We start from the raw sequence: 25697 nt of genomic DNA on the forward strand, positions 1-25697 counted from the left end.
CCCTGAGCTGGCAAGAAACCCCGCACCCCGGGCCCGAGTCGGTAGCTCCCCCGACGGCACCGGGCGTCCACCCACCCGGCGCGACGGGACACGGCCGGCCGGCCGGACCGCCGGCACCCGGCAGGAACATTCGCGCAACATGGCCGTCATATCTTGACGGGACCCCGCGAATCCACGAGAGTCCATATAAGGCGAGATGGTGCGCCGCCGGGAGCTCGACGCGCCGTCACGGCATTCGCGGATGTCGACGTCAGGGTGCGAGGGGCCGCACCTGTTAACGCTCACAGCGGCGTATCCCGTCGCCGGCTGATCGAAACACCGACTCGGGCCGGTTGGCGATCGGCCGTGTCCCCGTCCCGGGACCACGACGACGGCCGTCCCACCCTGCCCTGCGGTCGGACCACCACTGCGTAGCACCGACAGGAGTCATGCCATGGCACGACGTCCGGCCAGCACCGATGCGCCGGCCACGGCGGGCCGGGCGTGACGGTTGAGCACCCGGCCCGGCGGCGACGCCCGTCCCCCCACCCGCACCCGTCCCTGATCCGCACTGCTGGGAGTGATCATGTCTGAAGTGACCCGAAGGAACGTCCTCAAGGCAGGAGCGGCAGGGGCCGGTGCCGCGCTGGTCCCGGTCGCCTGGACCGCCACCGCCCGCGCCGACTCGGTCGCACCGCCCCAGGTGTTGGCCGCCAACGACCTGGCCCTGTGGTACGACGAGGGAGCCGGCACCGACTGGCTCCGCGCGCTGCCGATCGGCAACGGACGGCTCGGCGCGATGGTGTTCGGCAACGTCGACACCGAGCGGCTCCAGCTCAACGAGGACACCGTCTGGGCCGGCGGCCCGTACGACTCGGCCAACACCCGGGGGGCGGCCAACCTGGCCGAGATCCGGCGGCGGGTCTTCGCCGACCAGTGGACCTCGGCGCAGGACCTGATCAACCAGACCATGATGGGCAACCCGGGCGGCCAGCTCGCCTACCAGACCGTGGGCAACCTGCGGCTGGCCTTCGGCTCGGCCAGCGGGACGAGCCAGTACGTCCGGACCCTCGACCTGACCACCGCCACGGTCACCACGACCTACCTGCTCAACGGGGTACGGCACCAGCGGGAGGTGTTCGCCAGCGCAGCCGACCAGGTGATCGTGGTGCGGTTGACCGCCGACCGGGCCAACGCGATCACGTTCTCCGCCACCTTCGACAGCCCGCAGCGCACCACCGTGTCGAGCCCGGATTCCGCCACCATCGGGCTGGACGGCATCTCCGGCAGCCAGGAGGGGGTCACCGGCTCGGTGCGGTTCCTGGCCCTGGCCAACGCCGCCGCGACCGGTGGCACGGTCAGCAGCTCCGGGGGCACCCTGCGGGTGTCCGGGGCCACCAGCGTGACCATCCTGATCTCGATCGGCTCCAGCTACGTCAACTACCGCACCGTCAACGGCGACTACCAGGGCATCGCCCGCACCCGGCTCAACGCCGCCAAGGGCGTCGCCATCGAGCAGCTGCGCAGCCGGCACCTCGCCGACTACCAGGCGCTGTTCAACCGGGTGAGCATCAACCTGGGTCGGACGGCCGCGGCCGACCAGACGACCGACGTACGGATCGCCCAGCACGCGAGCAGCAACGACCCGCAGTTCGCCGCGCTGCTGTTCCAGTTCGGGCGGTACCTGCTCATCTCGTCGTCGCGGCCGGGCACCCAGCCGGCGAACCTGCAGGGCATCTGGAACGACTCGCTGACGCCGTCCTGGGACTCGAAGTACACGATCAACGCGAACCTGCCGATGAACTACTGGCCGGCCGACACCACCAACCTCGCCGAGTGTTTCCTGCCGGTCTTCGACATGGTCAAGGACCTGACGGTGACCGGTGCCCGGGTCGCCCAGGCGCAGTACGGCGCGGGTGGCTGGGTCACCCACCACAACACCGACGCCTGGCGGGGCGCGTCGGTGGTGGACGGGGCGCTGTGGGGCATGTGGCAGACCGGTGGCGCGTGGCTGGGCACCCTGATCTGGGACCACTACCTGTTCACCGGTGACCTGGGCTTCCTCCAGGCCAACTACCCGGCGCTCAAGGGCGCCGCGCAGTTCTTCCTCGACACCCTGGTCGCCCACCCGACGCTGGGTTACCTGGTGACGAACCCGTCGAACTCACCGGAGCTGCCGCACCACTCGAACGCCAGCGTCTGCGCCGGGCCGACGATGGACAACCAGATCCTGCGGGACCTCTTCGACGCCGCCGCCCGCGCCAGCGAGACCCTCGGCGTGGACACCACCTTCCGGTCGCAGGTACGCACCGCCAAGGACCGGCTGCCCCCGAACCGGGTGGGTTCGCGGGGCAACGTGCAGGAGTGGCTGGCCGACTGGGTGGAGACCGAGCGGAACCACCGGCACGTCTCGCACCTGTACGGACTGCACCCCAGCAACCAGATCACCAAGCGGGGCACCCCGTCCCTGTACGAGGCCGCCCGCAAGACCCTGGAGTTGCGGGGCGACGACGGGACCGGCTGGTCCCTCGCCTGGAAGATCAATTTCTGGGCCCGGCTGGAGGACGGCGCCCGCGCCCACAAGCTGCTGAAGGACCTGGTGCGCACCGACCGGCTCGCCCCGAACATGTTCGACCTGCACCCGCCGTTCCAGATCGACGGCAACTTCGGCGCCACGTCCGGCATCGCCGAGATGCTGCTGCACAGCCACACCGGTGAGCTGAACGTGCTGCCCGCGCTGCCCAGCGCCTGGCCCACCGGCCAGGTCGCCGGCCTGCGGGGGCGCGGCGGCTACACCGTCGGGGTGGCGTGGAGCAGCGGGCAGCCCGACGAGATCGGTATCCGCGCCGACCGCGACGGCACGCTGCGGGTGCGGTCGCGGCTGTTCACCGGCAGCTTCACCCTCGTCGATGTCGCCGACGGCAGCGCACCGGCCACCACCCGCCCGGAGACCGACGTCGTCCAGTTCACCGTCCGCGCCGGGCACACCTACCGGGCGGCCCGGCCGGGCGTGACGCCGACCCCGACGCTGACTCCGACCCCCACGCCGACCACCCCCGTCCCGACCACCCCGCCGCCGACGACCCCACCGCCGACGACCCCGGTCCCGACCACCAGCTCGCCCGCACCCTCGGGAGCACGGGCGACGTACGCGGTGACGGGCTCGTGGTCGGGTGGCTTCCAGGCCGAGGTCACCGTGACCGCCGGCGCGACCGCGATCCGGGGCTGGACGGTGTCCTGGACGTTCCCCAACGGACAGACCGTCAGCCAGATCTGGGGCGGGTCGCACACCCAGAGCGGCGCGAACGTGACCGTGAAGAACGTCGACTACAACGGGGCGCTGGCCGCCGGTGCCTCCACCACGTTCGGCTTCATCGGCACGGTGAGCGGCACCAACAACGCGCCGACGAACCTCACCTGCACCACGAGCTGACCGGCACCGGACGTGTCGTCGCCGCCTCGCTCCGCCCCCGGGCCGGCCGAGGTGGCGACGACGCGTCCCGCCCCCTGCCGGCACACATGATCCCCGAGTGGAACGGACGGAAGAACATGAGAAGACCATCTACCCGCAGGCGTCGCCTGCTGACCGCCCTGGCGGCCGGGCTGCTGCTGGTGGCGGGCCCGGCGGTGGTGCTGCGGACCTCCCCGGCGCTGGCCCTGGACAACGGGGTGGCCCGCACCCCGCCGCTGGGGTGGAACAGCTGGAACACCTTCGGCTGCAACATCAGCGAGGCGCTGATCCGGCAGATGACCGACGCGATGGTCAGTTCCGGCATGAAGGACGCCGGCTACCAGTACGTCGTGGTCGACGACTGCTGGATGAACCCGAACCGGGACTCGGCCGGCAACCTCCAGGGTGACCCGACCCGGTTCCCCTCCGGCATGAAGGCGCTCGGCGACTACATCCACGCCCGGGGGCTGAAGTTCGGCATCTACCAGGCGCCGCTGGACAAGACCTGCGCCCAGTACTTCAACTCCTACCCCGGCGCCACCGGCTCCCAGGGCCGCGAGGCCCAGGACGCCCGGCAGTTCGCCGCCTGGGGCGTCGACTACCTGAAGTACGACTGGTGCTCGCCCAGCGGCAGCATCGACGACCAGGTGCGGGCCTTCGCCAAGATGCGCGACGGGCTGGCCGCGGCCGGTCGACCCATCGTGCTGAGCATCAACTCGAACAGCATCCACTCCAAGACCGGGCCGCAGCGCAACTGGGGCGACGTGTCGAACATGTGGCGCACCACCGAGGACATCACCAACACCTGGAACAGCGGCCAGACCAACGGCTACCCGATGGGCATCCAGAACATCGTCGACGTCACCGTGCCGCTCGCGGCGCGGGCCAAGCCCGGCGCGTTCAACGACATGGACATGATGGAGGTCGGCCGCGGTGGCATGACCGACACCGAGATGCGCAGCCACTTCGCGCTCTGGGCCATCCTGGCCTCACCGATGATCGCCGGGAACGACCTGCGCAACATGAACGCGGCGACCCAGACGATCCTGAAGAACGCCAATCTCCTCGGCATCAGCCAGGACCCGCTCGCGCTCCAGGCCAGCCAGGTCTCCTTCGACGGCACCCGCCGGGTGCTGGCCAAGCGGCTCGCCAACGGCGACGTCGCCGTCGCCCTGTTCAACCAGGGGACGGCCGCCACCACGATCAGCACCACCGCCGCCGCGATCGGGCTGTCGGGCGGCTCGTTCACCCTGCGTGACGCGTGGGCCAACACGACCAGCACCACCTCCGGGGCCATCTCGGCCAGCGTGCCGGGTCACGGGACGGTCGTCTACCGGGTCAGCGGCGCGACCAGCACCCCCACCCCGACCACCCCGCCCCCGACGCCCACCACGCCGGCCCCGACCACCCCGGCCCCGACCACGCCGCCGCCGTCGACCGCGTCCTGCCAGGTCACGTACGCGATCAGCAGCCAGTGGCCGGACGGGTTCCAGGCCGAGGTGATCGTCCGCAACACCGGCACCACGGCGGTCGACGGCTGGAGCCTGCGCTGGTCGTTCGCCAACGGCCAGCAGCTCAACCAGGCGTGGGGTGCCACCTACACGCAGAGCGGGGCCCAGGTCACCGCCACGAACGTGGGCTGGAACGGCACCATCAGCCCCGGTGGCAGCGCCAACTTCGGCTTCATCTCCAGTTGGTCCGGCGGCAACGCCAAGCCGACCGGGTTCACCCTCAACGGCCAGGAATGCGCCGTGGCCTGACGGGTGTCCCCCGCAACGGCGGGCCCCCCGGTCATGACGTCGGCCCCGACTCCGGGATCCGACAGCTCAGGACCGGGGGGTCCCCGCCGGGCGGACGCACCGCCGTACCGGCGTGAGCAGGGTGCGGTCAGTTCAGTCGTCCAAGGTGGCCAGCAGTGCGGTGGCCATGCCCTGCTCGCCCCGGGCGTTCGGGTGGAAGGGCGCGGCGGCGTTCTCCGGCAGCAGCCCCTCCACCCACCGGGTGCCGCTGCTCTTGCAGGTGTCGCGTCCGATCGACGGGGTGTAGACGTCGGCGTAGACGGCGTCGTTGGCGGCGGCGGCACCGGCCAGCATCGCGTTGAGCGACTTGGCCACCCCCCGCAGGTACGGCACGTCCTGGTAGGCGATCGGGACCAGTGGCCAGCAGCCGTACCCGGAGTCCGGCACGATCGCCGGGTATCCGAGCACCACGATCCGCGCGCCGGGCGCCGCCTGGCGGACCGCCTGGAGCACGGCGGTCACCTTCGGCGCGGTGGCGGTGATCCGGGCCTGCAACTGGTCGGTGCCGCCGGCGGTGTAGAGGTTCTTGCACGGCGAGCCGAGCGGACTGCTGAAGCTCGCCTGCGCGCAGTCGCCGATGATGCTGGAGAAGCCGATGTCGTTGCCGCCGATCTGCACCGTCACCAGGGCGGTGTCCGGGGTGACCGCGGTGAGCTGCGGGGGCAGCGTGCCGCTGCCGTAGCGGATGTCGTCCGTGGTGGCCCCGGAGCAGCTCACGTCCGTGAACGACGAGGAGCCGGCGGACGCGGCGACCAGGGACGGGTAGTTGCGGTTGGAGCGCAGGCAGTTCCGGTCGACCTGGGTGGGGATCAGCGGACCGGACGTGTACGAGTCGCCGAGCGCGACGTAGCGGCCGGTGGGGACGGCGGCGGTGGCGGGCGCGGCGGCGACGGACAGCACACCGGCGGTGGCCGCGGCGAGCGCGACCGTCCGGGTGGCGGCCCGCAGCAGCGGCAGACGGGGACGGGGCATGACGCCTCCAGGGCAGATCACGGGGGTGGTGCCGCGATCCTGCCGCTGCCGACGCCCGACGTCAATATAGATGGATCTCGCTAAATTTCCGGTCCGGGTACGGCCGGGACGCCACCGGCCGACGCCCCGCACGACGACCGTCTCGATTGACGGACGTGAAAGCCGGGCGGGATAATGCCTGCGGAGCCGGGCTGGCTGCGGACGAGACACCGCACGACACCAACAGACGCGAGTCGACCGACGGCGGATCAGGGCCGTTGGCGGCACGCCACCACCCGGCGCATCCCCTCGACGCCTGCGCGGCCACCGCCCCGAACGGGAGATCCGGTGCAGCCGCCCCGAACCACGGCCGACAACAGTCGCCGCCACCCTCGCGGAAGGACCATCGATGCGACTCACCCGTTCCCGGTTCCGGTTGGCGGTGTCGCTGTTCGCCACCGCCACCGTCGCCGCCACTGCCGCGCTCGTCGGCACCGTACCCGCCCAGGCAGCTGCCGGCTGTCGGGTCACCTACACGGTCACGAACCAGTGGCCGGGCGGGTTCGGCGCGAGCGTCGACCTCACCAACCTCGGCGATCCGCTCACCGGTTGGCGGCTGACCTGGTCCTTTTCCGCAGGGCAGGTGATCGACCAGCTGTGGAACGGCACGGTGACCCAGTCCGCCGGTCGGGTCACGGTCACCAATGCCGGTTGGAACGGCACCCTCGGCTCCGGGGCGAGCACCCAGTTCGGCTTCGGCGCCTCATGGAACAACGCGGCGAACCCGGTGCCTGTCGACTTCGCCCTCAACGGGGTGCCGTGCACCGGGCGTACCACCAGCCCGACCGCGCCGCCCACCACCGCACCACCGACGACCACGCCGCCCACCACCGCACCACCGACCACCGCACCGCCGACCACCGCGCCGCCGGCATCCGGGGCGCTGGACCAGACGTCGACGGTCGGGCGGGTCAAGGCGGTCGGCAGCAGCGCGCAGTACACCTGGCCCGGCGTCTACTTCGAGGGCCGGTTCCGCGGCACCGGGGTCGGGATCGTCCTCAACGACGCGCAGAACGACTACGTCGTGCAGATCGACGGGGCGACCGTCGCCACCCTGGTCACCCCGGGTCGGACCACCTACTGGGTGCGCAACCTCGCCAACACCGAGCACACCGTACGACTGGCCAAGCGCACCGAGAGCCCGTGGGCCGCCGGCGAGTTCGGTGGTCTGGTCGCCGCCTCCGGCGGTGCGATCCTGGCCAGACCCGCCCCGCGCAGTCGGCAGATCGAGTTCATCGGCGACTCCTGGACCGCCGGGTACGGCAACATGTCGACCACCCGGGACTGCAACAGCAACGGCGGGGTCACCCGCAACTCCAACGCCGACGTCACCTTCGGCGCGCTGACCGCGCAGAGCCTGAACGCCGACTACCAGCTCATCGCCTGGTCCGGCCTCGGCATGGTGCGCAACTACAACGGTGGCGGCACGGACAACTTCCGCACCTACTACGAGACCGATCTCCAGGCCCTGTGGAACAGCACGACGTGGCAGAACCCGGGCACCTGGAAGCCGCAGCTGGTCGTGGTCGGGCTGGGCATCAACGACTTCTCCACCGCCCTCAACCCCGGTGAGCGCTGGTCCACCGTCGACCAGCTCGCCGCCGACTACCGGACCGCCTACCTGGCGTTCATCGACAAGCTGCGCAGCCGGTACGGCCCCGACACGTTCATCGTGCTCACCTACCCCGACCTGTCCCCCACCACGGCGCTCGCCAGCTCAGTCCAGCAGATCGTGCAGACCCGCACCAGCCGGGGCGACACCCGGATCCGCTCGCTCTACTACGACGACAACGCGCTGGGGCTGGACAAGCTCGGTTGCGACTGGCACCCCTCCCGCCGCGACGACCAGCTCCTCGCCGGCGCGCTCACCCGGTTCGTCAACACCCTGCCCCTGACCTGGTGAACCACCCTCCCGGCTGACGCCGGCACGGGCCCACGACGACGGGGCCGGCGATGCGGACCGGTCCGCGTCGCCGGCCCCGTCGTCGCGCACCCGGTGCCCGCCTGGCCGGGCTCCGGACCGGCACGCCTCGGACCCGCTCCGTGGCCACCACCGACCGCCCGCTCGTTGACATCATACGTCATACGGATTACGTTCGTAATCATCGATGAATGTGAACGCCTGTCCCGATCCGGTGACCCACCACCGGCGCGACCGGGTCACCCCACGACCGCCGCCGTCCGCGCCGGGCAGGCGGGCAAGTCACACCCCCCACCACCACGCTGACGTCGAAGGAGTTCCCCTGATGTCGAGACACCGACTCGCGGCCGGCATCGTCGCGGCAGCGGCGACGCTCGCCCTCACGCTGGGCGGTGCCGCGATCACCGCCGGAGCCAGCCCGCCCGCGTACGCCAACGACGTCACCCCGCTCGCGGCGACCGCCGGCTGCGGCAAGGCACCCACGCTGACCAGCGGCAACCGCACCATCTCCAGCGGCGGCCAGAACCGCTCGTACATCCTGCGGATCCCCGACAACTACGACCGCAACCACCCCTACAAGCTGATCTTCGGCTTCCACTGGAACGGTGGCACCGCCAACGACGTCGACTCGGGCGGCACCAGCGGCTATCCCTGGTCGTACTACGGCATCCGGGCGCTGTCGAACAACAGCGCGATCTTCGTCGCACCGCAGGGCATCGGCAACGGCTGGGCCAACAGCGGCGACCGGGACCTGACATTCGTCGACGACATGATGCGCCAGATCGAGTCCGCCCTGTGCGTCGAGACCACCCAGCGGTTCGCCATGGGCTTCAGCTACGGCGGCGGCATGAGCTACGCCATCGCCTGCGCCCGCGCCACCGTCTTCCGCGCCGTCGCCGTCTACTCCGGCGGCCAGCTCAGCGGCTGCAACGGCGGCACCCAGCCGATCGCGTACATCGGCATCCACGGGCTGCGGGACAGCGTGCTCCCCATCGCGACCGGGCGGTCGCTGCGCGACCGGTTCGTCCGCAACAACGGCTGCACCCCGCAGAACCCGCCGGAGCCGGCGCAGGGCAGCCTGACGCACACCATCACCTACTACTCGGGCTGCCGGGCCGGATACCCGGTCGCCTGGGCGCCGTTCGACGGCGGGCACGCCCCCAACGCCGTGGACGGCACCGCCGACCCCTACGCGCCCGGCGAGAAGTCCTGGACCCGACCGGTGGTGTGGAGCTTCTTCACCCAGTTCGACGGCACGACGCCGCCCACCACGCCGCCGCCGACCACTCCCCCGGCCACCCCCACCACTCCCCCCGCGACCCCGACCACGCCACCGCCCGGCGGTAGCGGCTGCTCCGCCACCGTCACGGTGAACCAGTGGACCGGGGGCTTCACCGCCTCCGTACGGGTCACCGCCGGCTCCTCCGGCACCACCGGCTGGACCGTCAGCACGACCCTGCCCGGTGGCGCGAGCGTCACCAACACCTGGAACGCCACCGCCAGCGGCAGCACCGGCACGGTGCGCTTCACCAACGTCAGCTACAACGGCCAGCTCGGTGCCGGCCAGGTGGCGGAATTCGGCTTCCAGGGCAACGGCAGCGGGTCCGGGCTGACACCCACCTGCACCGCCCGCTGACCCGCACCGCCCGCCGGCCGCACCGCCCGCTGACCCGGGCCGCCCGCCGGCCGCACCGCCCGCTGACCCGGGCCGCCCGCTGAACGGACCGGCCGCTGAACGGCTGCGCCACCGGGAAGCGGCAGGCAGGCGACCCGGGGGCGGGGGCACGGGAGTGACGTCCTGTGCCCCCGCCCCCGGGTGTCGTCCACTCCCACCACGGCGGGTCGGCCGACTCGCCGGCAGGAGTCACCCGATCCGCGAATTCGTGCCGGCCGATTGTCGATCCAGCGGTCGGACGGGGCACTTGCTGCCATGATGGCGGACGTGGGAGCTGCGAAAATCAATACACCTGTGGTCTCGCCGCTGGCCGGCGAGCCGATCAAACGTGCCGACGCGGAACGGCTCGCGGGAGTGCTGAAGGCATTCGCCGACCCGGCCCGCCTGCGACTGCTCAGCCTCATCCAGTCCGCCCCGGAGGGCGAGGCGTCCGTCACCGACCTCACCGCGCCGCTCGGCCTGTCCCAGCCGACGGTCAGTCACCACCTGCGCATCCTCACCGAGGCCGGGTTGATCGAACGCGAGAAGCGCGGGGTCTGGGCGTACTACCGCACGGTGCCCACCGCGATCAGCGCGATCGCCGACCTGTTGACCCCGCCCCGCAAACGGGCGACCAGGAAGACCCGCTGACGGCGGGTACCGCAGCGAGCACGATCCCGGTCCGCAGCTCGACGGACCACCCGACCCAGGCCGACCCCGACCGATCCCCGTTCGGTGACGGACCCCCGGTCACACCCGGTCCGCCGCGGCCGGCACCGCAGCCGCGCCCGGGTCCCACCCGTCCGACGACAGGGTCGCGCCGGGATGCGAGCAGGTCGGACACCGGTGATCAAGCCACCGGCGGACGCCACAGGTCGCCCGGCCCCCCGGGAACGGTCCCCCGGACCAGGTGCTCCGGCTCGGTGAGGTGGGCGTAGAGCAGATCCAACACGGCCCGGCTCGCCGCCGGGGAGACACTGAAGACGTGTGACGTCGAGCCCGGGTTGACGAAGATGCCGCCTTGTGCGCCACCAGGGCCGCGCGCACGGCGGCGAGTTCCGCGTCGGTGCCCCGGTCGAGGTCGAGCCCGGCCAGCCGGGCGGCGCAGTGCGGCCCGGGCGGCGTGAGGGCCAACCAGGTCTCAGCCAAGCAGTGGCCCACGCCGTGGAACGAGTGATCGTCCGACCGGGGCCGCCGGGGCGGCGTCCGGCCGGTGAGATGGGGGGTCGCGTCGCAGCGCTCGATCCCGGAAACGGAGCATCCGTCTCCTGCCGCCACATTCATCATATGCGCCGGTCAAGCCGCCCAGATCGTCCCGGATAACGATTTTTGCCCCCGGGGACCGCGCCTACGCTCGACCGGTCCACGCCGGACCGGCCGGCGGGAGAACGGGGAGCACGTGTCCGAGACAGCCCGGCAGATCGCCATCGAACAACAGGTGGTCGACGCGGTGTACGCCCGCCTGGAGGTCATGCGAGCGCAGGCCAGACAGCTGAACGAGGAGGGGCACCGGCGGGCCGGCGGCGGACCGGTCGCCGGCCTGGTCGAGCGGGACGCCATGGTGCTGGGTGCCGCCACCCGGCTGTCCGATCTCGACGACCAGGAAGAGGGCATCGTCTTCGGCCGGCTCGACTTCGACGACGACGAGACGTACCGGATCGGTCGGTTGGGTGTCCGCGACGCCGACCGGGAGCCGCTGGTGGTGGACTGGCGGGCCCCCGCCGCCGCACCGTTCTACCGGGCCACCCCCGGCGAACCGCTCGGGGTCACCCGTCGCCGTGTGATCACCTGCGCCGGGCGTACCGTGGTCGGCCTCGACGACGAGGTGCTGTCGACCACGCCCGTCGACGGGGTGGTCGGCGAGGGTGCCCTGCTCGCGTCGCTGACCCGGGAACGTGGCGCACACATGCGCGACATCGTCTCGACCATCCAACGCGAGCAGGACGAGGCGATCCGGGCACCGACCCACGGGGTCACCCTGATCACCGGCGGTCCGGGGACCGGCAAGACGCAGGTGGCCCTGCACCGGGCCGCCTACCTGCTCTACCGCGACCGGGGCCGGTTCGCCGACGGCCGGGTGCTGGTGGTCGGCCCGTCCACGGTGTTCACCGCCTACATCGGCCGGGTGCTGCCCGGTCTCGGCGAGGACAGCGTCCACCTGCGCGCGATCGGTGAGCTGTTCGACGGTGTCGTGGCGACCCGACGGGACAGCGCCGAGGTGGCCCGCACCAAGGGTGACCTGCGGATGGTACGGGTGCTGACCGACCTGGCCTGGGACACCCCGCCGAACGTGCCGGACCGGCTGTGGGGTCTCGACGCCGACGACCTGGCGCGCGCCCGCCGGGAAATCCGCCGCCGGTGCGAGGCCGCCGGGATCGCCCCCAACGCCGCCCGGCCGCAGGCCGCGACGGTGCTGGCGGAACTGCTGGACGGCCGGGAGGTCCCCGACGCCTTCCTGACCGCCTGGTGGCCGGCACTGACCCCGCAGGACGTCCTCCCCGCCCAGCGGGGCGGATGGTCGGTGGACGACGTCCCGCTGCTCGACGAGCTGGCCGAGATCCTGGGCCGGCCGCCACGGGTCGCCGAGGTCCGGCCCGAGTGGCAGCGCCGGGAACTGGGCAGCGGCACCCGGCTGGCCGAGACCTTCGTGCTCAGCCCGAGCCTCGCCGACGGGTGGCAGCTCTTCGCTCCCGGCCTGGCCACCCCCATGGCGCAGTCCGGGCAGTCGCTGGACAGCGGCCACTGGGGTGCCCAGCGCTGGGCGGCGGCGATCATCCTGCGGGAGGGCCACCAGGTGGTGGGCTGGGTCGACGGCTTCGACCCGTACGGCGAGGAGGGCTACGTTCCGGTGCTGGCCGAGCCGCTGCCGGTGGCCGAGGCCGAGGATCCCGTCGAGGACGCCTACCAGCACGTCATCCTCGACGAGGCGCAGGACCTGTCGCCGATGGAGTGCCGGATGATCGCCAGACGGGCCGAGTACGCCTCGATGACCATCGTGGGCGACCTCGGTCAGGCGACCCATCCGCTGGCCTGCGGCTCGTGGCCGGAGCTGGTGCAACGGCTCGGCAAGCGGACCGCCCGAACGCTGGACCTGCCCACCGGCTACCGGGTGCCCGAGGTCATCGCCGACTTCGCGGCCCGGGCCCTGCCGCCCGGCATCGCCCCGACCCGGTCGTTCCGGCCCGGCGGCAGCCTGGAGATCCGCCGGGTCGACGACCTCGCCGCGGCCGTGGCCGGGGAGACCGGGACCGTCATCGCCCCCGACCACCTGGCCGACGCCCTACACGCGGTCCCGGTCAGCCAGGTCAAGGGCCTGGAGTACGACCGGGTGGTGCTGGTCGAACCCGCCGACATCGTCGCCGCCGAACCCCGGGGCATGAACCGGCTCTACGTCGCCCTGACCCGGGCCGTCGGAGAACTGGTGATCCTGCACAGCAAGCCGCTGCCGGAGCAGCTGAGCCGTCCGGCGGCGCCCACCCCACCCCACCCGGGCACGACCTGACCGGGTCGGCCCCGCCCGTGGGGCCGGCCCGGCGCGGGCCGGCCCCGCGACGCCCCACCGCCGGGTGCTCAGCCGGCCCGGCGCGGTGGCACGCCGGCGGGTGCTCAGCCGGCCCGGCGCGGTGGCACGCCGAGCGCGGCGCACGCCTGCTCGTACATCCGGACCACCTCCCGGCGGATCTCGGCCCGCTCGGTGAGCCGGTGGGCGAACGGAACCCGCACCGGCACCTCGATGTCGTCGAGGGTGACGGCGAAGTCCATCCCGTCGGCGTCCAGCCCGGTCACCCGCGCCCGGCTGGCGTCCGGGCAGCCACCGAGGGTGCGGCAGATCAGCAGCGCGTCCCCGGCGTGGTCGTCGTTCATGTGCCGGCTGACCGCGCGGACGACGTCGGCGTCGAACGGCTGCCCGGTCACGCCACCGCCTCCGTGGCGTCCGGGCCGTCCGGCACGTGCCGGGCCAGGGCCGAGAAGACCGCCATGTTGTGCCGGTACGCCACCAGCACCTCGTCCAGCAGCGCCGCCTCGTCGGCCGCGCTCATCGGCAGGGCGTCCAACCGCGCCCGGTACGCGTCCTTGTACGCCTTCGGCCGGGTGATCTGGTCGAAGGCGTAGAACGCCACTCCGGACCCGTCGGTCAACCCGTACCGCCGGGACACCGCCCGTCCGATGTACAGGCCGCCGGAGAGGTCACCGAGGTAGCGGGTGTAGTGGTGGGCGATGAACCGTACCGGGGAGGTGCCGCAGACGGCCCGGATCCGGTCGGCGTAGGCCACCGTCGCCGGGTTCGGCGCGGTGCGCGACGCCCAGTCCGGGCCGACCAGCCGGCTAAGGTCCGCCTCCAGCGCGGGCAGCCGGGTCAGCGCGTCGTCGACGAACCCACCGGCGAGCGGGTCGTCGCGCATCACCCCGGCGACCGACTCCAACGCCTGGTAGAGGGCGTGGTGCTGGACCACCAGGTCGACGTAGCCGGCGAGGTCCAGCTCACCGGCGACCAGCGCGGAGACGTAGCGCTGGCTCTCGGCGGCGGCGTGGGCGCCCTGGGTGGCGGCCCGCAGCCGGGCCGAGAACGGCATGGGCGGGGTGTCCATCTATTCCTCCGTGAGGGGGGTGTTCCGGGCGGGGCCCCGACGGCGGGGCACGACCAGCGGCAGGCGGGTGTCGGGGTGCGGCACGACCTCGATGTCGTGCCGGTAGACCTCACTGAGCAGGGGCGCGGTCAGCACCGTGTCGGGGGGGCCGGCGGCGCGTACCCGCCCGTCGGCGAGCAGGGTGATCCGGTCCGCGTACGCCCCGGCCAGGGCGAGGTCGTGCAGCACGACCACCACCGCGTCGCCGGCGTCGGCGCGGTCCCGGGCGATCCGCATGACGAGCTCCTGGTGGTGCAGGTCGAGGGCGGCGGTCGGTTCGTCGAGCAGGAGCACCCCGGCCTGCTGGGCCAGCACCCGGGCCAGGGCGGCACGGGCCTGCTCGCCCCCGGACAACGACGGGAAGGGGCGGGCGGCGAACCGGATCACGTCACAGCGTCGCATGGTCTCGGCGACGACCGCATCGTCGTGGGCCTCTTCCGGACGGCCGGCCCAGGGTGCCCGGCCCATCCGGACCACCTCGACCACCGCGAACGGAAAGCTCAGGGTGCTGCGCTGGGTCAGCACCGCCCGGCGCATCGCCAACTCCACGGCCGACCATTCGGCCAGCGGACGACCGTCCACCTCGACGGTCCCGGCAGCGAGCGGCAGGTCACCGCTGACGGCGGCCAGCAGGGTGGACTTGCCGGCGCCGTTCGGGCCGACCAGGGCGTGCAGTTCACCGGCGCGGATGGACAGGTCGACCTGGTCGAGCACCGGTCGGCCGGCGCGCTCGACCCGGACCCCGGTGACCTGGACCCGGGTGCCGCCCGGTGTCGCCGGCGCCGGTGTCCGGGGGGCCGACCGGCGGCCGGTCAGCCGCAGCCGGACCCGTCGGCGGCGGTCCCGTTCCCGGGGGCCGTCCCCGCTCATGCCCAGCCTCCCGCGCGGTCGCGGGTGCGGCGCAGCAGCCAGAAGAAGGCGGGGCCGCCGACGATCGCGGACAGCACCCCCAACGGCAGTTCCTGGTAGTCGACGAGGGTCCGGGCGGCGAGGTCGGCGACGATGACGACGATCGCGCCGCCGAGGGCGCTGGCCGGCAGCAGCAGCCGGTGCCCGGGGCCGGCGACCATCCGGACCAGGTGCGGCACGACCAGGCCGACGAAGCTGATGATGCCGGTGAAGGCGACCGCCGCCGCGCCGAGCAGTGCGGTGACCACGATCATCCGGACCCGTAGCCGTTCCACGTCGACCCCGAGGTGGCGGGCGGACCGTTCACCCAGGGCGAGCAGGTCGAGCCGGCGGGCGTCGGCGAGGGTGGCGAGCAGCCCGACCGCGAGGCAGGGCGCGGCCAGGGCGACCGCCGACCAGTTCGCCTGGGCCAGGCTGCCGAGGTTCCAGAAGGCGATGGCCTGCACGCCCGACTCGTCGGCGACGAACATCAGCAGCCCGATGGCGGCACCGGCGACGGCGTTGACCGCTACCCCGGTGAGCACCAGGGTGACCACCTCGGTCCGGCCGCCGGAGCGGGCCAGCAGGTAGACCAGCCAGGTGGTGGCGAGGCCACCTGCGAACGCGGCGGCGGGCACCGTCCAGCCACCGAGGACGGTGACACCGGTGACGATGGCCAGCGCCGCGCCGACCGCCGCGCCCGCCGAGACGCCGATGACGCCCGGCTCGGCCAGCGGATTGCCGAACACCCCCTGCATCACCGCACCGGCACAGCCGAGCGCGGCGCCGACCACTGCGGCGAGGGCGACCCGGGGGAAGCGGACCAGCCACAGCGCGCTCTCGCCGTGCGGGGCGGCGGGCCGGGGGCCGAGGTCCAGGCCGAGGCGGTGCAGCACCGAGCCGAGCACCTCGGCCGGGGAGACGGCCACCTGCCCCCGGCCGGCGGCGATCAGGGCGACCAGCAGCAGCCCGGCGGTGAGCCCGGCGAGCAGGACCGGTCCGTGACGGCCCCGACGGCGGCGGTCGCGGCCGGCTGCGGTCTCCCCGGTGGCCGGTCGGATGTCGGTGGCGGTCACCGGGGAGTCCGGCAGTGCAGCGCGTCGGCCAGGGCCCGCACCACCCGCCCGGATCGGGTGCCGAAGGTAAGCAGGACGCCGTCGTCCATGTCGACGACCCGACGGGCGGCCCCGGCCGGGGTCTGCCCCACCCCGGGGAGCTTGAGCAGGCCGTCGACGCCGCCGACGGACTTCAGCCCACCGCTCATCACCAGCAGCACGTCCGGGGCCGCGTTGATCAGGCCCTCGCTGGTCAGCGGGCGGAACTTCGCCAGGCCGATCGCGGTGCCGGCGTCCACTCCCCCGGCCGCCTCGATCATCGCGTCGGAGCCGGCGCCCCGCCCGCCGATCAGGTAGACCCCGGCGGTGCCGCGCAGATAGAGGAAGGCGACGCGGGGGGCCGGGCCGTCGGGCACTGCGGCGCGGGCGGCGGCGATCTCGGCCTCGATCCGGGTGACCAGCCGGTCGCCGGCCGCGCCGACGCCGAGCGCCGCCGCGATGGCCCGCACGTGCGCGGGGACGGCGTCGAGGCTCTGCTCGGCGGCGACCAGGACCACCGGGATGCCGGCGGCGCGCAGCTGCCGCAGCGTCTCGGGTGGACCGATGCTGTCGTCGGCGAGGATCACCGTGGGGGCAAGGGCGAGCACCGCCTCGGCGGACAGGTCGTGTCCGGCCGGGGTGACCACCGGCAGGTGCGCGGCGGCGGGGAAGGTGGTGGAGGTGTCCCGGCCGACGACGTTGCCGCCGAGCCCGAGGCTGAACACGATCTCGGCGATCGACCCGTAGAGGTTGACCGGCAGGATGCGGGTGGCATCGGTGACCGTGCTGGCGACGCCGTCGGTGGAGGTGACGGTCACCGGCAGGGCCGGGGTCGGCGGCGGGACCAGCGGGGTGACGTCGGTGTCGGGCAGCGTGGCGGTGACCGGGCCGCAGGACGTCGGTGCGGTCGGCTGCGCCTGCGCCGTCGGGTCGGTGCAGGCGGTCAGGCCACCGACGAGCAGCAGCAGGACGAGCGGCAGCGCGCGTCGGGTCACGACGTGGCCCGGCGACGACGACGGCGCAGGCCGGCGAGCAGCGCCACCCCGAGCACGGGTACGACCAGCACGGCGAGCCACCAGCGTCCGGTGTCGGAGGCGGCGCTGACCCGGGTCACCTGCGCCTGGTCGGTCTGCCCGACCCGGCCCGCCTGGTCGGTCCCGCCACCGGCCCCGGCGGGGACGCTCCCGTCGGCGGTCGCCGCCGGGCCCGCGCCGGTGGGCGCGGCGGCCCCGCCGGTCGGTGCCGCCGCCGGTGGGGTGGTCCGACCGGTGCCGCCGCCGACGCCGGTGGTCGCCGGGGCAGCGGCGGTGGTGGTACGCGCCGGAGTGGGCGCGGCGGCGAAGGTGATCGGCACCCGGACGTCCTGGGAACGGTCGGCGGTGCGGGTGTGGTCGGTCCGGGAGGCGACCACGCACCGGCGGACGGTGCAGTCCACGTCGCCGATGCGGGTGGCCACGGTGAGGCTGACCCGGAACGAGCCTCCGGTGCCGTACGGCACGGCCAGGCCCTCCCCGTAGGAGGGTGGGTTGGAGGAGATCCAGTGCGAGGCGCCGGTGCTGCCGGTGGTGTCGGCTCCGCCGCCGCACGGGCTGGGGGCGACGCCGGCTCCGTTGTCCACGCAGAACGCGACATAGATGCCCTTGGTGACGTCGTATCCGCTGCCGGTGACGGTCACCGTGGCCCCGTTGCGGCCCACCCCGGCGCTCGGGGTGACGGTGAGGGTCTGCCCGGTGGCGCCCCGACCGGTGCCGGCGTGGGCCGACATCGGCAGCAGGCCGACACCGACAGTGATCAGGACGGCGGTCAGGACGGCGCGACGCAGTGCTCGCATCAGGCTCCCCACATGACTGATCGGGCCGGCTGACACACCGACCGTAGCTAAGGTTTGCCTAACCTAAGCGAGAGATCCGCAGTTCACAAGGGGTTCTTCGGGTCAAGATCTTCAACCCACCGCCCACTGTGCTGCGGTAGTTAGGTTTGCCTAACCTCAACCACTGTCCGTATTGGGGACAACAGAGGGAGCAGCATGGTCAGATCCAGCACCGGCACCGGTCGGTGGCGGTCGGCGCGGTGGGCGGCGGTCGCCCTGCTCGGCGCATCGGCCGCACTCGTCGGGGTCAGCCCCGCCCAGGCCGCCGGGGCGGACATCCGCTCCGGCAGCCTGACCTGGGGATTCAAGGCATCGTTCCGCGCCTACCTGAACACCGGCAACGGCAACCCGCCGATCGCGGCCAGCGAGGGCGCCAGCATCAACAGCGACGGCACCTTCACCTTCCCGGCGAAGGGCGGGACGCACGACGCCGGCACCGGGGCCATCGACGCCCGGTACGGCGGGAAGATCGTCTTCTCGTACCCGGCGCACTTCTTCACCATCTCGTTGGCCAACCCGACGGTCGTCGTGACCGGTGGCACCGCCGCCGTCACCGCGGACGTCGACCTCACCACCACGGCGGCCGAGCCGGTCTCGGTCCGCCAGGCCACCATCGCCACCATCGCCGTCACCGACGGCAACCCCGGTGGCAGCGGCGGCACGGTGACCGCGACCGACCTGGCGGCGACGCTGACCGCCGAGGGCGCCTCGGCGTTCAACGGCTTCTACTCCGCCGGCTCCGCACTCGACCCGCTGTCGTTCACCTTCTCCACCGGTGGCGGCGGCGAACCGGCCGGCCCGGCGGTCGGCGTCACCCCGGCCACCGGGCTCGATCCGGCCGGGGCGACGATCACGGTCACCGGCAGCGGTTTCGACCCGGAGGCCAACGGGGCGGCGGGGATCTACGTCTCCTTCGGCCGCAAGGTCGACGAGCACTGGACGAACGCCGGCGTCCTCCAGGTCACCAAGTGGGTCAACAAGTCCAACGAGCCGACCGAGGCCCGCGACCGGCTCAACGCCGACGGCACGTTCCGCACCACCCTGCCGATCAGCGCGGTCTACACCGACCGCACCGGCACGTCCGTCGACTGCACGAAGGTCCAGTGCTATGTGATCACCTTCGCCGCCCGGGGCGCAGCCGACCGGAGCCAGGACACCTTCACCCCGGTGACGTTCAGCCGTACCCCGGCCGGTGGCGGCGACGCCAGCCAGCAGATCACCACCACCGTCACCGGTGGTGCGCTGACCCTCGGCGTGACCGGTTCCTCGGTCGCCCTGCCGGCGGTCAGCAACGGGCAGGTCACCACCGGGGCGCTGAACGCCGCCACCGTGGCCGACCTGCGCGGCACCAACGCCGGCTGGAGCCTGGTCGGGCAGGTCGCCGACTTCGCCTCGGCCAGCGGCGGCACCATCGCCGCGGACAACCTCGGCTGGACGCCGAGCGCCACCGTCGGCGTCGACGGCCTCGCCGGGACCCCCGGCGTGGTCACCCCGGGCGCACCCGCCGCGCCCGGTGCCGGCCTGGGCACGGCACGTGCGCTGTGCACCTCGGCCACCGGCGCGAGCAACGGCACCTTCACCTGTGGCGCCGAACTCCAGCTCGGGGTTCCGGCGTCCGCTGCGGCGGGCGACTACAGCGCGGTGCTGACCCTCACCCTCTCCTGATTCGGCAACACCCCGGTGGGACGGGCTCGCCACCCGCCCCACCGGGCCCGATCACCCTTGCGGAGCCCGGCATGTCCCTGCGTACCACCCTGATCCGGGCGAGCGCCGTGCTCGCCGCCGCGCTGTTCGTGGCGACGGCCCCGCCCGCGCCGGCCCCCGCCGCGCCCGCCCCGTCGCCCGGCCCGGCAGCCGGGGCCGGGGAGACCGGCGCGGCGCGCTGGGCCGTCCAGCCGTCCAGCGCCAAGGGCCCGACCGGGCGCAACTACTTCATCTACGACCTGGCCCCGGGCAGCACCCTGACCGACCACGTCGGCATCACCAACCTCGGCGACCGCCCGGTCACCTTCGACGTGTACGGCACCGACGCCTACACCTCCACCGACGGCGCGTTCGCCCTGCTGCCGGCGGACCGGCCGGCCACCGACGTGGGCTCCTGGATCAGGGTCGACCGGCGCGAATGGACGATTCCGGCGGGCAAGCGGGTCGACATCCCGTTCCGGCTCACCGTGCCGGCCAACGCCACCCCGGGCGACCACACCGGCGGGGTGATCGGTGCCGTCGCCCGGGTCCGGACCACCGCCGACGGGCAGCGGGTGCTGGTCGACCAGCGCCTGGCCGCCCGGGTCTACCTGCGGGTCAACGGCCCGGTCCGGCCGGCCGTCACCGTCGAGGCGGTCGACGTCTCCTACGCCAACCCGGTCAACCCGTTCGCCGGTGGCGACGTGGTGGTCCGCTACCGGCTGCGCAACGACGGCAACGTCCGGCTCGGCGGCAGCGCCACGGTGACCGTACGCGCGCCGTTCGGCAGGGAACAGGCCCGCACCTCCCCCACCGACCTGCCGGAGCTGCTGCCCGGGGCCACCTTCACCGTCACCGAGCGGATCACCGGCGTACCCCCGCTGCTGCGGCTGACCGCCGAGGTCGACATCGCGGCCACCAGCACGGACACCGCCCTGCCGCCGGTGGTCCGTACCGCCGGGGTGTGGGCTGCGCCGTGGCTGCTGCTGGCCCTGCTCGCCGGGGCGGCCGGCTGGGCCGGGCTACGGTGGTGGCGACGGAAGGCCGCTGCCGCCGGTCGACTGTCCACCCCGGACCCCGCCCCCGGTCAGCAGGACCCTGCCGACACCCCGCGACCGGCCGCGACCGCCTCCGCCGCGTCCGGCGCTGCCGCCGGGCCGACCCCGGGTGTCGACGCACGTCCCGACGCCCCGCCCGCCCGATGACCGGGCCGCTGCGTGCCGTCGCCCTGCTGGCCGTGGCCGCCGCGCTGGCTCCGGCCCCGGGACACCCGCCCCGGCCGGCACCCCGGCGGGCGGCGGTCCCGGCGTCACCGTGCCGGCAGGGATGCTGCGGGTCGGGCAGCGGATGCTGGTCGGCCTCGACGGCTGGCCGGCCGGCACAGTGCAGGCCGAGGTGTGCGGCAACGCGGCCCGGCGCGGCGCGCTCGACTGCGCGACCGGGGCCGCCACCCACGGGCAGGTGCCGCCGTCCGGCCGGGCCACCCTGCCGGTGCTGTTGGTCGCCCCGCCGGTGGCCTGCCCGTGCGTGCTGCGGGTCCGGACGCCGACGGGCACGGCCACCGCCGTCGCCGACCTGACGTTGGCCGGGGTGACCGCCCCGGCCGCCGCGCCCATCGCCCCGCCCGAGCTGACCCTGGTGGCGTTGCGTGCCGTCGACCGGTCCGGGCCGCGCGGCTGGTTCGGCCTGCCGGGCGAACTCGCGGTCCGGATCACCGTGCACAACACCGGCCCGCAGGAGATCACCGACCCGGCGTTCGCACTGACCGTCGGGCCACCCGGCCGGGCCCGGACCATCGTGGCCGCCCCGGCGCTGGGCACCATCGCCGCCGGGCAGACCCGGGAGTACCACGTCCCGGTGCCCACCGACGCGGCCCCGTTCGGCCGGTACGAGGTGGACGGCCGGATCGCGGTGCCCGGTCGGCCGCTCGCGTTCACCGTGGCGGCTACCCGGCGGCCCTGGGGTCTCCCGGTCGCCGCCGCCGTCCTCACGGTCGTGCTGCTGCTCACCCGGCCGGCACGACGCCCGACGCCCGACGCGACACCGGCGGATCCAGTCGACGAATAGCCGTTCGCGCAGGGTGCCTGGCCTGGGGTGGGGCCGTGCCCGCCGCCCCCGTACCCGTCGTACCCGGCCCGGATCTCGATTCGACCTTCGCCGCGCTCGGTCGACTGTCGTCCCACCGCCCTGAGGCGACGGGCCCCGCCCCGCCAGAGCCGGCACGCCGGGCGGGACCGACTCCGGTCGCCCGCCGAACGGCGGCTAGCGCGGGCCCGACCCGCTCGTGCGTCGCACCCGGGGCAGAATCTCGCCGGCGAGCCACTCCAACGCCGCATCCAGCAGGCGACCGTCGATCGGCATCCACAGCGAGCACATCGACACCCCCGCATCGCCGAGCCGGACCAGGTCCTCGACGATCGCCTCGGTGCTGGCGTCGGTGCCGCCGAGCAGCCGGCCCGGCGCGGGCCGGACCGCCGGCATTCCCGGCGGTACCAGGAACCCGACCGTGCTGATCTCGATCGTCGCCGGGTCACGTCCCGTGCCGTCGGCCAGTTCCTCGATCCGACGCCGGAAGTAGCGGGCCTCCTCGTGGTCGAGGCCGGAACCGTGCCAGCCCTCCCCGAACCGCAGTGCCCGCCGGATCGCCGCGTCGCTGTGCCCACCCACCCAGACCGGTGGCCCGCCGGACCGGTACGGGAGAACACCGATGCGGGTGTCACGCAGGCCGGCGAACCTGTCGTCCAGGTCTGCGGTGGTGCCGGCCCACAGGGCCTTCATGACCTCCAGGCTCTCGTCGGTCCGCCGGCCACGTAGCCGCAGCGGCACCCCCAGCGCGGTGAACTCCTGCGGGTTCCATCCGGTGCCGACGGCGACCGCCAGCCGCCCCGCCGACACGACGTCCAGCGTCGCGAGCTGGTTGGCCAGCACCACAGGTTGGTAGTAGGGCAGGACCAGAACGCTCGTCGCGATCCCCAGACGGGTCGTCGCCCCGGCGACCGCCGCCAGCAGGACCACCGGGTCGAAGCCGACGCCGTGCGGGTTCTCCAGCACGTGGTTGGCCATCAGGACGTAGTCCAGGCCGATCCGCTCGGCGTCCTGCGCCGCCCGGAGCACGGCGGCACCCGCGTCGCCCGGCCACGCCTGCGGTTCGAGGGAGAGTCCGAATCTCATCGTGACCACTCGTCGGTCACGGTTTCCCCGCCGCAGGCCATCGCCGACCTGGTCGCCAGGAGCTGCCGGGCGAGCCGCCCGCGCAGGTCCTGGAGAGCGGCGATCCGCCGGTCCAGGGCACCGAGCCGGTCGGTGGCGACCCGGAGCGCGTCGGGGCACCGGGGCAGGGTGCTCAACGGCTCGTCGAGGCACCCCTCATCGATCGAGAGCCGGATGTCCTCGATGGTGAGGCCGGAGTCGAGCAGCTCGTGGATGTTCCGGACCCGGACCACCGCCGACTCGTCGTACTCCCGATAACCGTTGGCGGCACGGCCCGGGGCGATCAGGCGCTGCTGCTCGTAGTACCGCACCGAACGGGCGCTGACGCCGCAGCGGCGCGCGAATTCTCCGATCCGCATGTCACTGGTCCCCTTACGCACCCGGCGATGCTAAAACCCTGACATTGATGTCACGGTCAAGTCATCACGTGCGGGCGTCACGGGGCCGACGCCACGCGCGCCGGCCCCGCCGTGGTCGACCTGCTCAGTTACTGAAGAAGGTGCACTGGAACGCCATGTCGTCCACCCGTACGGGGCCGCTGCCACCCAGCAGGGAGACCCGGACGAACACCTGGCTCGGGCCGTTCGCGTAGCTGGCCACGTCGTGCCGCCGCCAGACGGTGTCGGTGATCCGGACGGTGCGCAGCGCGAGGTAGGTCCAGCTCGCCGGATCGATCACCTCGACGTTGAGCACCGCCGGCCCGCTGACCGCCTGGACGAAGAACCCGCCGCCGCAGGTGGTGTTGTGCCCGGCGGTACGCGGCCGTACGGTGAGCAGCTTGCCCACCCCGGACCAGCCGCCGGCCGACGTGGTGAGAATGGCGTTGTTGGCACCGGAGCGGGCCTTCCCCGCGCCCAGCTCGAAGGCTCCGCTCCCGGCGCCGGAGCGGTGGAACTCCCACACCGCTGCCGGGCTGCTCTCGAACCCGTCGGTGTGCTGCCAGAGGTCCGCCTGGGCGGGGCCGACGGCCACGGTGAGGGCCACCGTCGTCGCCATGACGGCCGCGGCGGTGACGCGTGCGGCGCGGGTGAATGCGTTTCTCATCGCGGTCTCCTTGTGCTCGTCGCCGCTCGTCACGGCGCGCCGTAGATGACGACCTGGTACGTGGTGATCGCCTCTCCCACCGGCTGGTGCCAGGTACGGGGCGAGGAGTTGCACTGGCTGCCGTTGCGGTTGGCGTGCGAGTTCAGCCCGTACCCGGTGTTGGTGGCGAAGAGCGGCCCTCCGCTGTCGCCGCCGAGGGTGCAGATGTTGGTCTCGATCATCTGGCGTACGGTGCCGCCCGCGCCGTTGACCGTCACGTTGGTCTTGAGCACGGAGCCGCACCGGAAGCCGGTGGTCCGGCCCGAGTTGCAGACCGACAGCCCGCTCACGGCCGTCGCCCAACCGTGGATGCTGCGGCTGGTGTTGTTCCACAGGTTGATGGTGCCGGTGGCCCAGACCGACGGACCGTTCATCCAGATGAGACCGAAGTCGTTCTCCGGATAGTGGCTCTCCAGCGTCGGCCCGACGTCCTGCCCGTTGGGCAGCGTCCAGTGTGGGAAGCCCTGGGTGCAGTGGCCGGCCGTGATGATGTAGTTGAAGGTGTAGTCGGTGGCGGTGAAGCCGACCGAACAGCCGCCCATCGCGTCCCCGCTGGAGATCCCGACGTTCGGCTGGATCCGGCCGGTGCTGGTCTCGAACCGGACCGCCGAGCCGAACCTGCGCGCCGCCGAGCGTTGCACGGCGTTCCTCGCCCCCGACGCCGGCAGGCTCACCACCACCTGGTTGGTCTGCGGGTCCACCCCCCACGTCGTGTCGGGTTCACTCGCCGCGGCCTCCAGCGCGCGCTGGATGCCCTGGAGTTGCCGTTCGCCGCGGGCGACGAGGCGTGCCTTGGCGCCGGCGGCGGTCACCTTCGCGGCAGCCGCCGCGTCGGTGACCGTGACGACGAGGTTGCCGTCGGACAGGTACGCGCCGCCGGAGCTGGCACCCAGCTCGGTGGTCAACCGGTTGGCGAGTCGCACGTTGGCGTTCTCGACGCTGATCAGCTTCTCGGCGGCCGCACGGCTGATGCCGCGCTGCTCGGCGATCGCCTCGGCCATGTCCGGGGCCCCGCCCGCCCGGCCCCGGTCGGCGACGCCGCCGATGGAAGCCGGGGTTGCCCGGCCGTCGGTGCGGGACAGATCCACCCCGCCCCCGGGCCGGGCCGGACGGTCACCGGCCGGTCCGGCCGCTGCGGCCGTCGGGACGAAGGCCACCGACGTCACGGCGGCGAGTGCCACGGCGAGCAGGGCCCTGCGGCCTGGTCTTCTCAATTCCGGGTAACTGACGGCACGTTCTGACATTCACCGCTCCCATCGCGAGGGGACTGGTCGGCCGGGTCAGGAGCCGAACGCCCCCGGACCGGGACGGCAAGCCTCGCAACAGGCAGCAGGCTGCGAGCGGGATGCTGGACGCGACTGGACACACCCGGACACCGGGCATGAGCCCGAAAAGGCCCCGACCCGGGGACAAACCCGGGTCGGGG

At 73.3% G+C, this 25697-nt stretch carries 20 protein-coding genes; 9 read left to right on the forward strand and 11 right to left on the reverse strand.

All coding sequences use genetic code 11. The features are described 5' to 3' along the window. The first annotated feature begins 565 nt into the window (after positions 1–565). Positions 566–3412 carry a glycosyl hydrolase family 95 catalytic domain-containing protein gene (locus ACQP2H_RS18645; protein ID WP_219462995.1) on the forward strand — a complete coding sequence of 949 codons (2847 nt, stop codon included), beginning with the start codon at positions 566–568 and terminating at the stop codon, positions 3410–3412. Positions 3413–3528: 116 nt separating this feature from the next. Then, entirely contained in the window at positions 3529–5190 is a 1662-nt protein-coding gene (locus ACQP2H_RS18650) for a cellulose binding domain-containing protein (protein ID WP_357534219.1), read from the forward strand. A 132-nt stretch (positions 5191–5322) separates the two neighbouring features. On the opposite strand, the gene ACQP2H_RS18655 is transcribed toward ACQP2H_RS18650, so the two are convergent. Beyond that, a complete protein-coding gene (locus ACQP2H_RS18655; protein ID WP_208570836.1) occupies positions 5323–6201 on the reverse strand; it encodes an SGNH/GDSL hydrolase family protein in 879 nt (292 codons plus the stop codon). 388 nt (positions 6202–6589) lie between these two features. On the opposite strand from ACQP2H_RS18655, the gene ACQP2H_RS18660 reads away from it, so the two are divergent. The 4 genes from ACQP2H_RS18660 (at position 6590) to ACQP2H_RS18675 (ending at position 13317) form a co-directional block, all read left to right on the forward strand. After that, a complete protein-coding gene (locus ACQP2H_RS18660) occupies positions 6590–8143 on the forward strand; it encodes a cellulose binding domain-containing protein (RefSeq protein WP_433228237.1) in 1554 nt (517 codons plus the stop codon). A 343-nt stretch (positions 8144–8486) separates the two neighbouring features. Next, positions 8487–9797 (forward strand): cellulose binding domain-containing protein, encoded by a 1311-nt coding sequence (locus tag ACQP2H_RS18665; protein ID WP_357534215.1) that lies wholly within the window; start codon positions 8487–8489, stop codon positions 9795–9797. 297 nt (positions 9798–10094) lie between these two features. Continuing rightward, positions 10095–10466: an ArsR/SmtB family transcription factor gene (locus ACQP2H_RS18670; protein ID WP_219463000.1), complete on the forward strand. Its 372-nt coding sequence runs from the start codon at positions 10095–10097 to the stop codon at positions 10464–10466. Positions 10467–11214: 748 nt separating this feature from the next. After that, the gene (locus tag ACQP2H_RS18675) at positions 11215–13317 is read left to right on the forward strand and encodes a HelD family protein (RefSeq protein WP_357534212.1); all 2103 of its coding nucleotides are present in this window, start codon (positions 11215–11217) and stop codon (positions 13315–13317) included. A 104-nt stretch (positions 13318–13421) separates the two neighbouring features. On the opposite strand, the gene ACQP2H_RS18680 is transcribed toward ACQP2H_RS18675, so the two are convergent. From ACQP2H_RS18680 to ACQP2H_RS18705, 6 genes are read right to left on the reverse strand one after another with little or no spacing between them, the layout of a single operon-like run. Continuing rightward, the gene (locus ACQP2H_RS18680) at positions 13422–13730 is read right to left on the reverse strand and encodes a DUF2470 domain-containing protein (protein WP_307799991.1); all 309 of its coding nucleotides are present in this window, start codon (positions 13728–13730) and stop codon (positions 13422–13424) included. Beyond that, positions 13727–14404 (reverse strand): heme oxygenase (biliverdin-producing), encoded by a 678-nt coding sequence (locus ACQP2H_RS18685; RefSeq protein ID WP_357534210.1) that lies wholly within the window; start codon positions 14402–14404, stop codon positions 13727–13729. The genes ACQP2H_RS18680 and ACQP2H_RS18685 overlap by 4 nt, the downstream gene beginning before the upstream one ends. Beyond that, positions 14405–15313, reverse strand: a complete 909-nt coding sequence (locus ACQP2H_RS18690) for a heme ABC transporter ATP-binding protein (RefSeq protein ID WP_357534208.1) — start codon at positions 15311–15313, stop codon at positions 14405–14407. Continuing rightward, the gene (locus ACQP2H_RS18695; protein ID WP_219463004.1) at positions 15310–16407 is read right to left on the reverse strand and encodes a FecCD family ABC transporter permease; all 1098 of its coding nucleotides are present in this window, start codon (positions 16405–16407) and stop codon (positions 15310–15312) included. The genes ACQP2H_RS18690 and ACQP2H_RS18695 overlap by 4 nt, the downstream gene beginning before the upstream one ends. Continuing rightward, on the reverse strand, positions 16404–17420 hold the full coding sequence (locus ACQP2H_RS18700; RefSeq protein ID WP_357534206.1) for a heme/hemin ABC transporter substrate-binding protein: 1017 nt from the start codon (positions 17418–17420) through the stop codon (positions 16404–16406). Before ACQP2H_RS18700 ends, ACQP2H_RS18695 begins: the two co-directional genes overlap by 4 nt. After that, entirely contained in the window at positions 17417–18256 is an 840-nt protein-coding gene (locus ACQP2H_RS18705) for a hypothetical protein (protein ID WP_433228241.1), read from the reverse strand. The genes ACQP2H_RS18700 and ACQP2H_RS18705 overlap by 4 nt, the downstream gene beginning before the upstream one ends. A 195-nt stretch (positions 18257–18451) precedes the next feature. Here ACQP2H_RS18705 and ACQP2H_RS18710 point away from each other — a divergent pair, with 195 nt between their 5' ends. The 3 genes from ACQP2H_RS18710 (at position 18452) to ACQP2H_RS18720 (ending at position 22045) form a co-directional block, all read left to right on the forward strand. Next, entirely contained in the window at positions 18452–19960 is a 1509-nt protein-coding gene (locus ACQP2H_RS18710) for an HtaA domain-containing protein (RefSeq protein WP_433228242.1), read from the forward strand. 71 nt (positions 19961–20031) lie between these two features. Next, the gene (locus ACQP2H_RS18715) at positions 20032–21183 is read left to right on the forward strand and encodes a WxL protein peptidoglycan domain-containing protein (protein ID WP_433228243.1); all 1152 of its coding nucleotides are present in this window, start codon (positions 20032–20034) and stop codon (positions 21181–21183) included. 109 nt (positions 21184–21292) lie between these two features. Further along, entirely contained in the window at positions 21293–22045 is a 753-nt protein-coding gene (locus ACQP2H_RS18720; RefSeq protein WP_433228245.1) for a hypothetical protein, read from the forward strand. A gap of 195 nt (positions 22046–22240) precedes the next feature. Here ACQP2H_RS18720 and ACQP2H_RS18725 read toward each other — a convergent pair whose 3' ends face one another. The 4 genes from ACQP2H_RS18725 to ACQP2H_RS18740 form a co-directional block, all read right to left on the reverse strand. Next, positions 22241–23149 (reverse strand): TIGR03619 family F420-dependent LLM class oxidoreductase, encoded by a 909-nt coding sequence (locus ACQP2H_RS18725; protein ID WP_433228247.1) that lies wholly within the window; start codon positions 23147–23149, stop codon positions 22241–22243. Beyond that, the gene (locus ACQP2H_RS18730) at positions 23146–23568 is read right to left on the reverse strand and encodes a MerR family transcriptional regulator (protein WP_219463012.1); all 423 of its coding nucleotides are present in this window, start codon (positions 23566–23568) and stop codon (positions 23146–23148) included. Before ACQP2H_RS18730 ends, ACQP2H_RS18725 begins: the two co-directional genes overlap by 4 nt. Positions 23569–23671: 103 nt before the next feature. Continuing rightward, positions 23672–24232, reverse strand: coding sequence for a hypothetical protein (locus ACQP2H_RS18735; RefSeq protein ID WP_219463014.1), 561 nt, complete (start codon positions 24230–24232; stop codon positions 23672–23674). A gap of 29 nt (positions 24233–24261) precedes the next feature. Further along, a complete protein-coding gene (locus tag ACQP2H_RS18740) occupies positions 24262–25452 on the reverse strand; it encodes a S1 family peptidase (protein WP_433228249.1) in 1191 nt (396 codons plus the stop codon). Between the last annotated feature and the right edge of the window lie 245 nt (positions 25453–25697).

Origin of the sequence: Micromonospora sp. CA-248260, assembly GCF_050942205.1 — a bacterium.
GTDB lineage: Bacteria > Actinomycetota > Actinomycetes > Mycobacteriales > Micromonosporaceae > Micromonospora > Micromonospora antibiotica.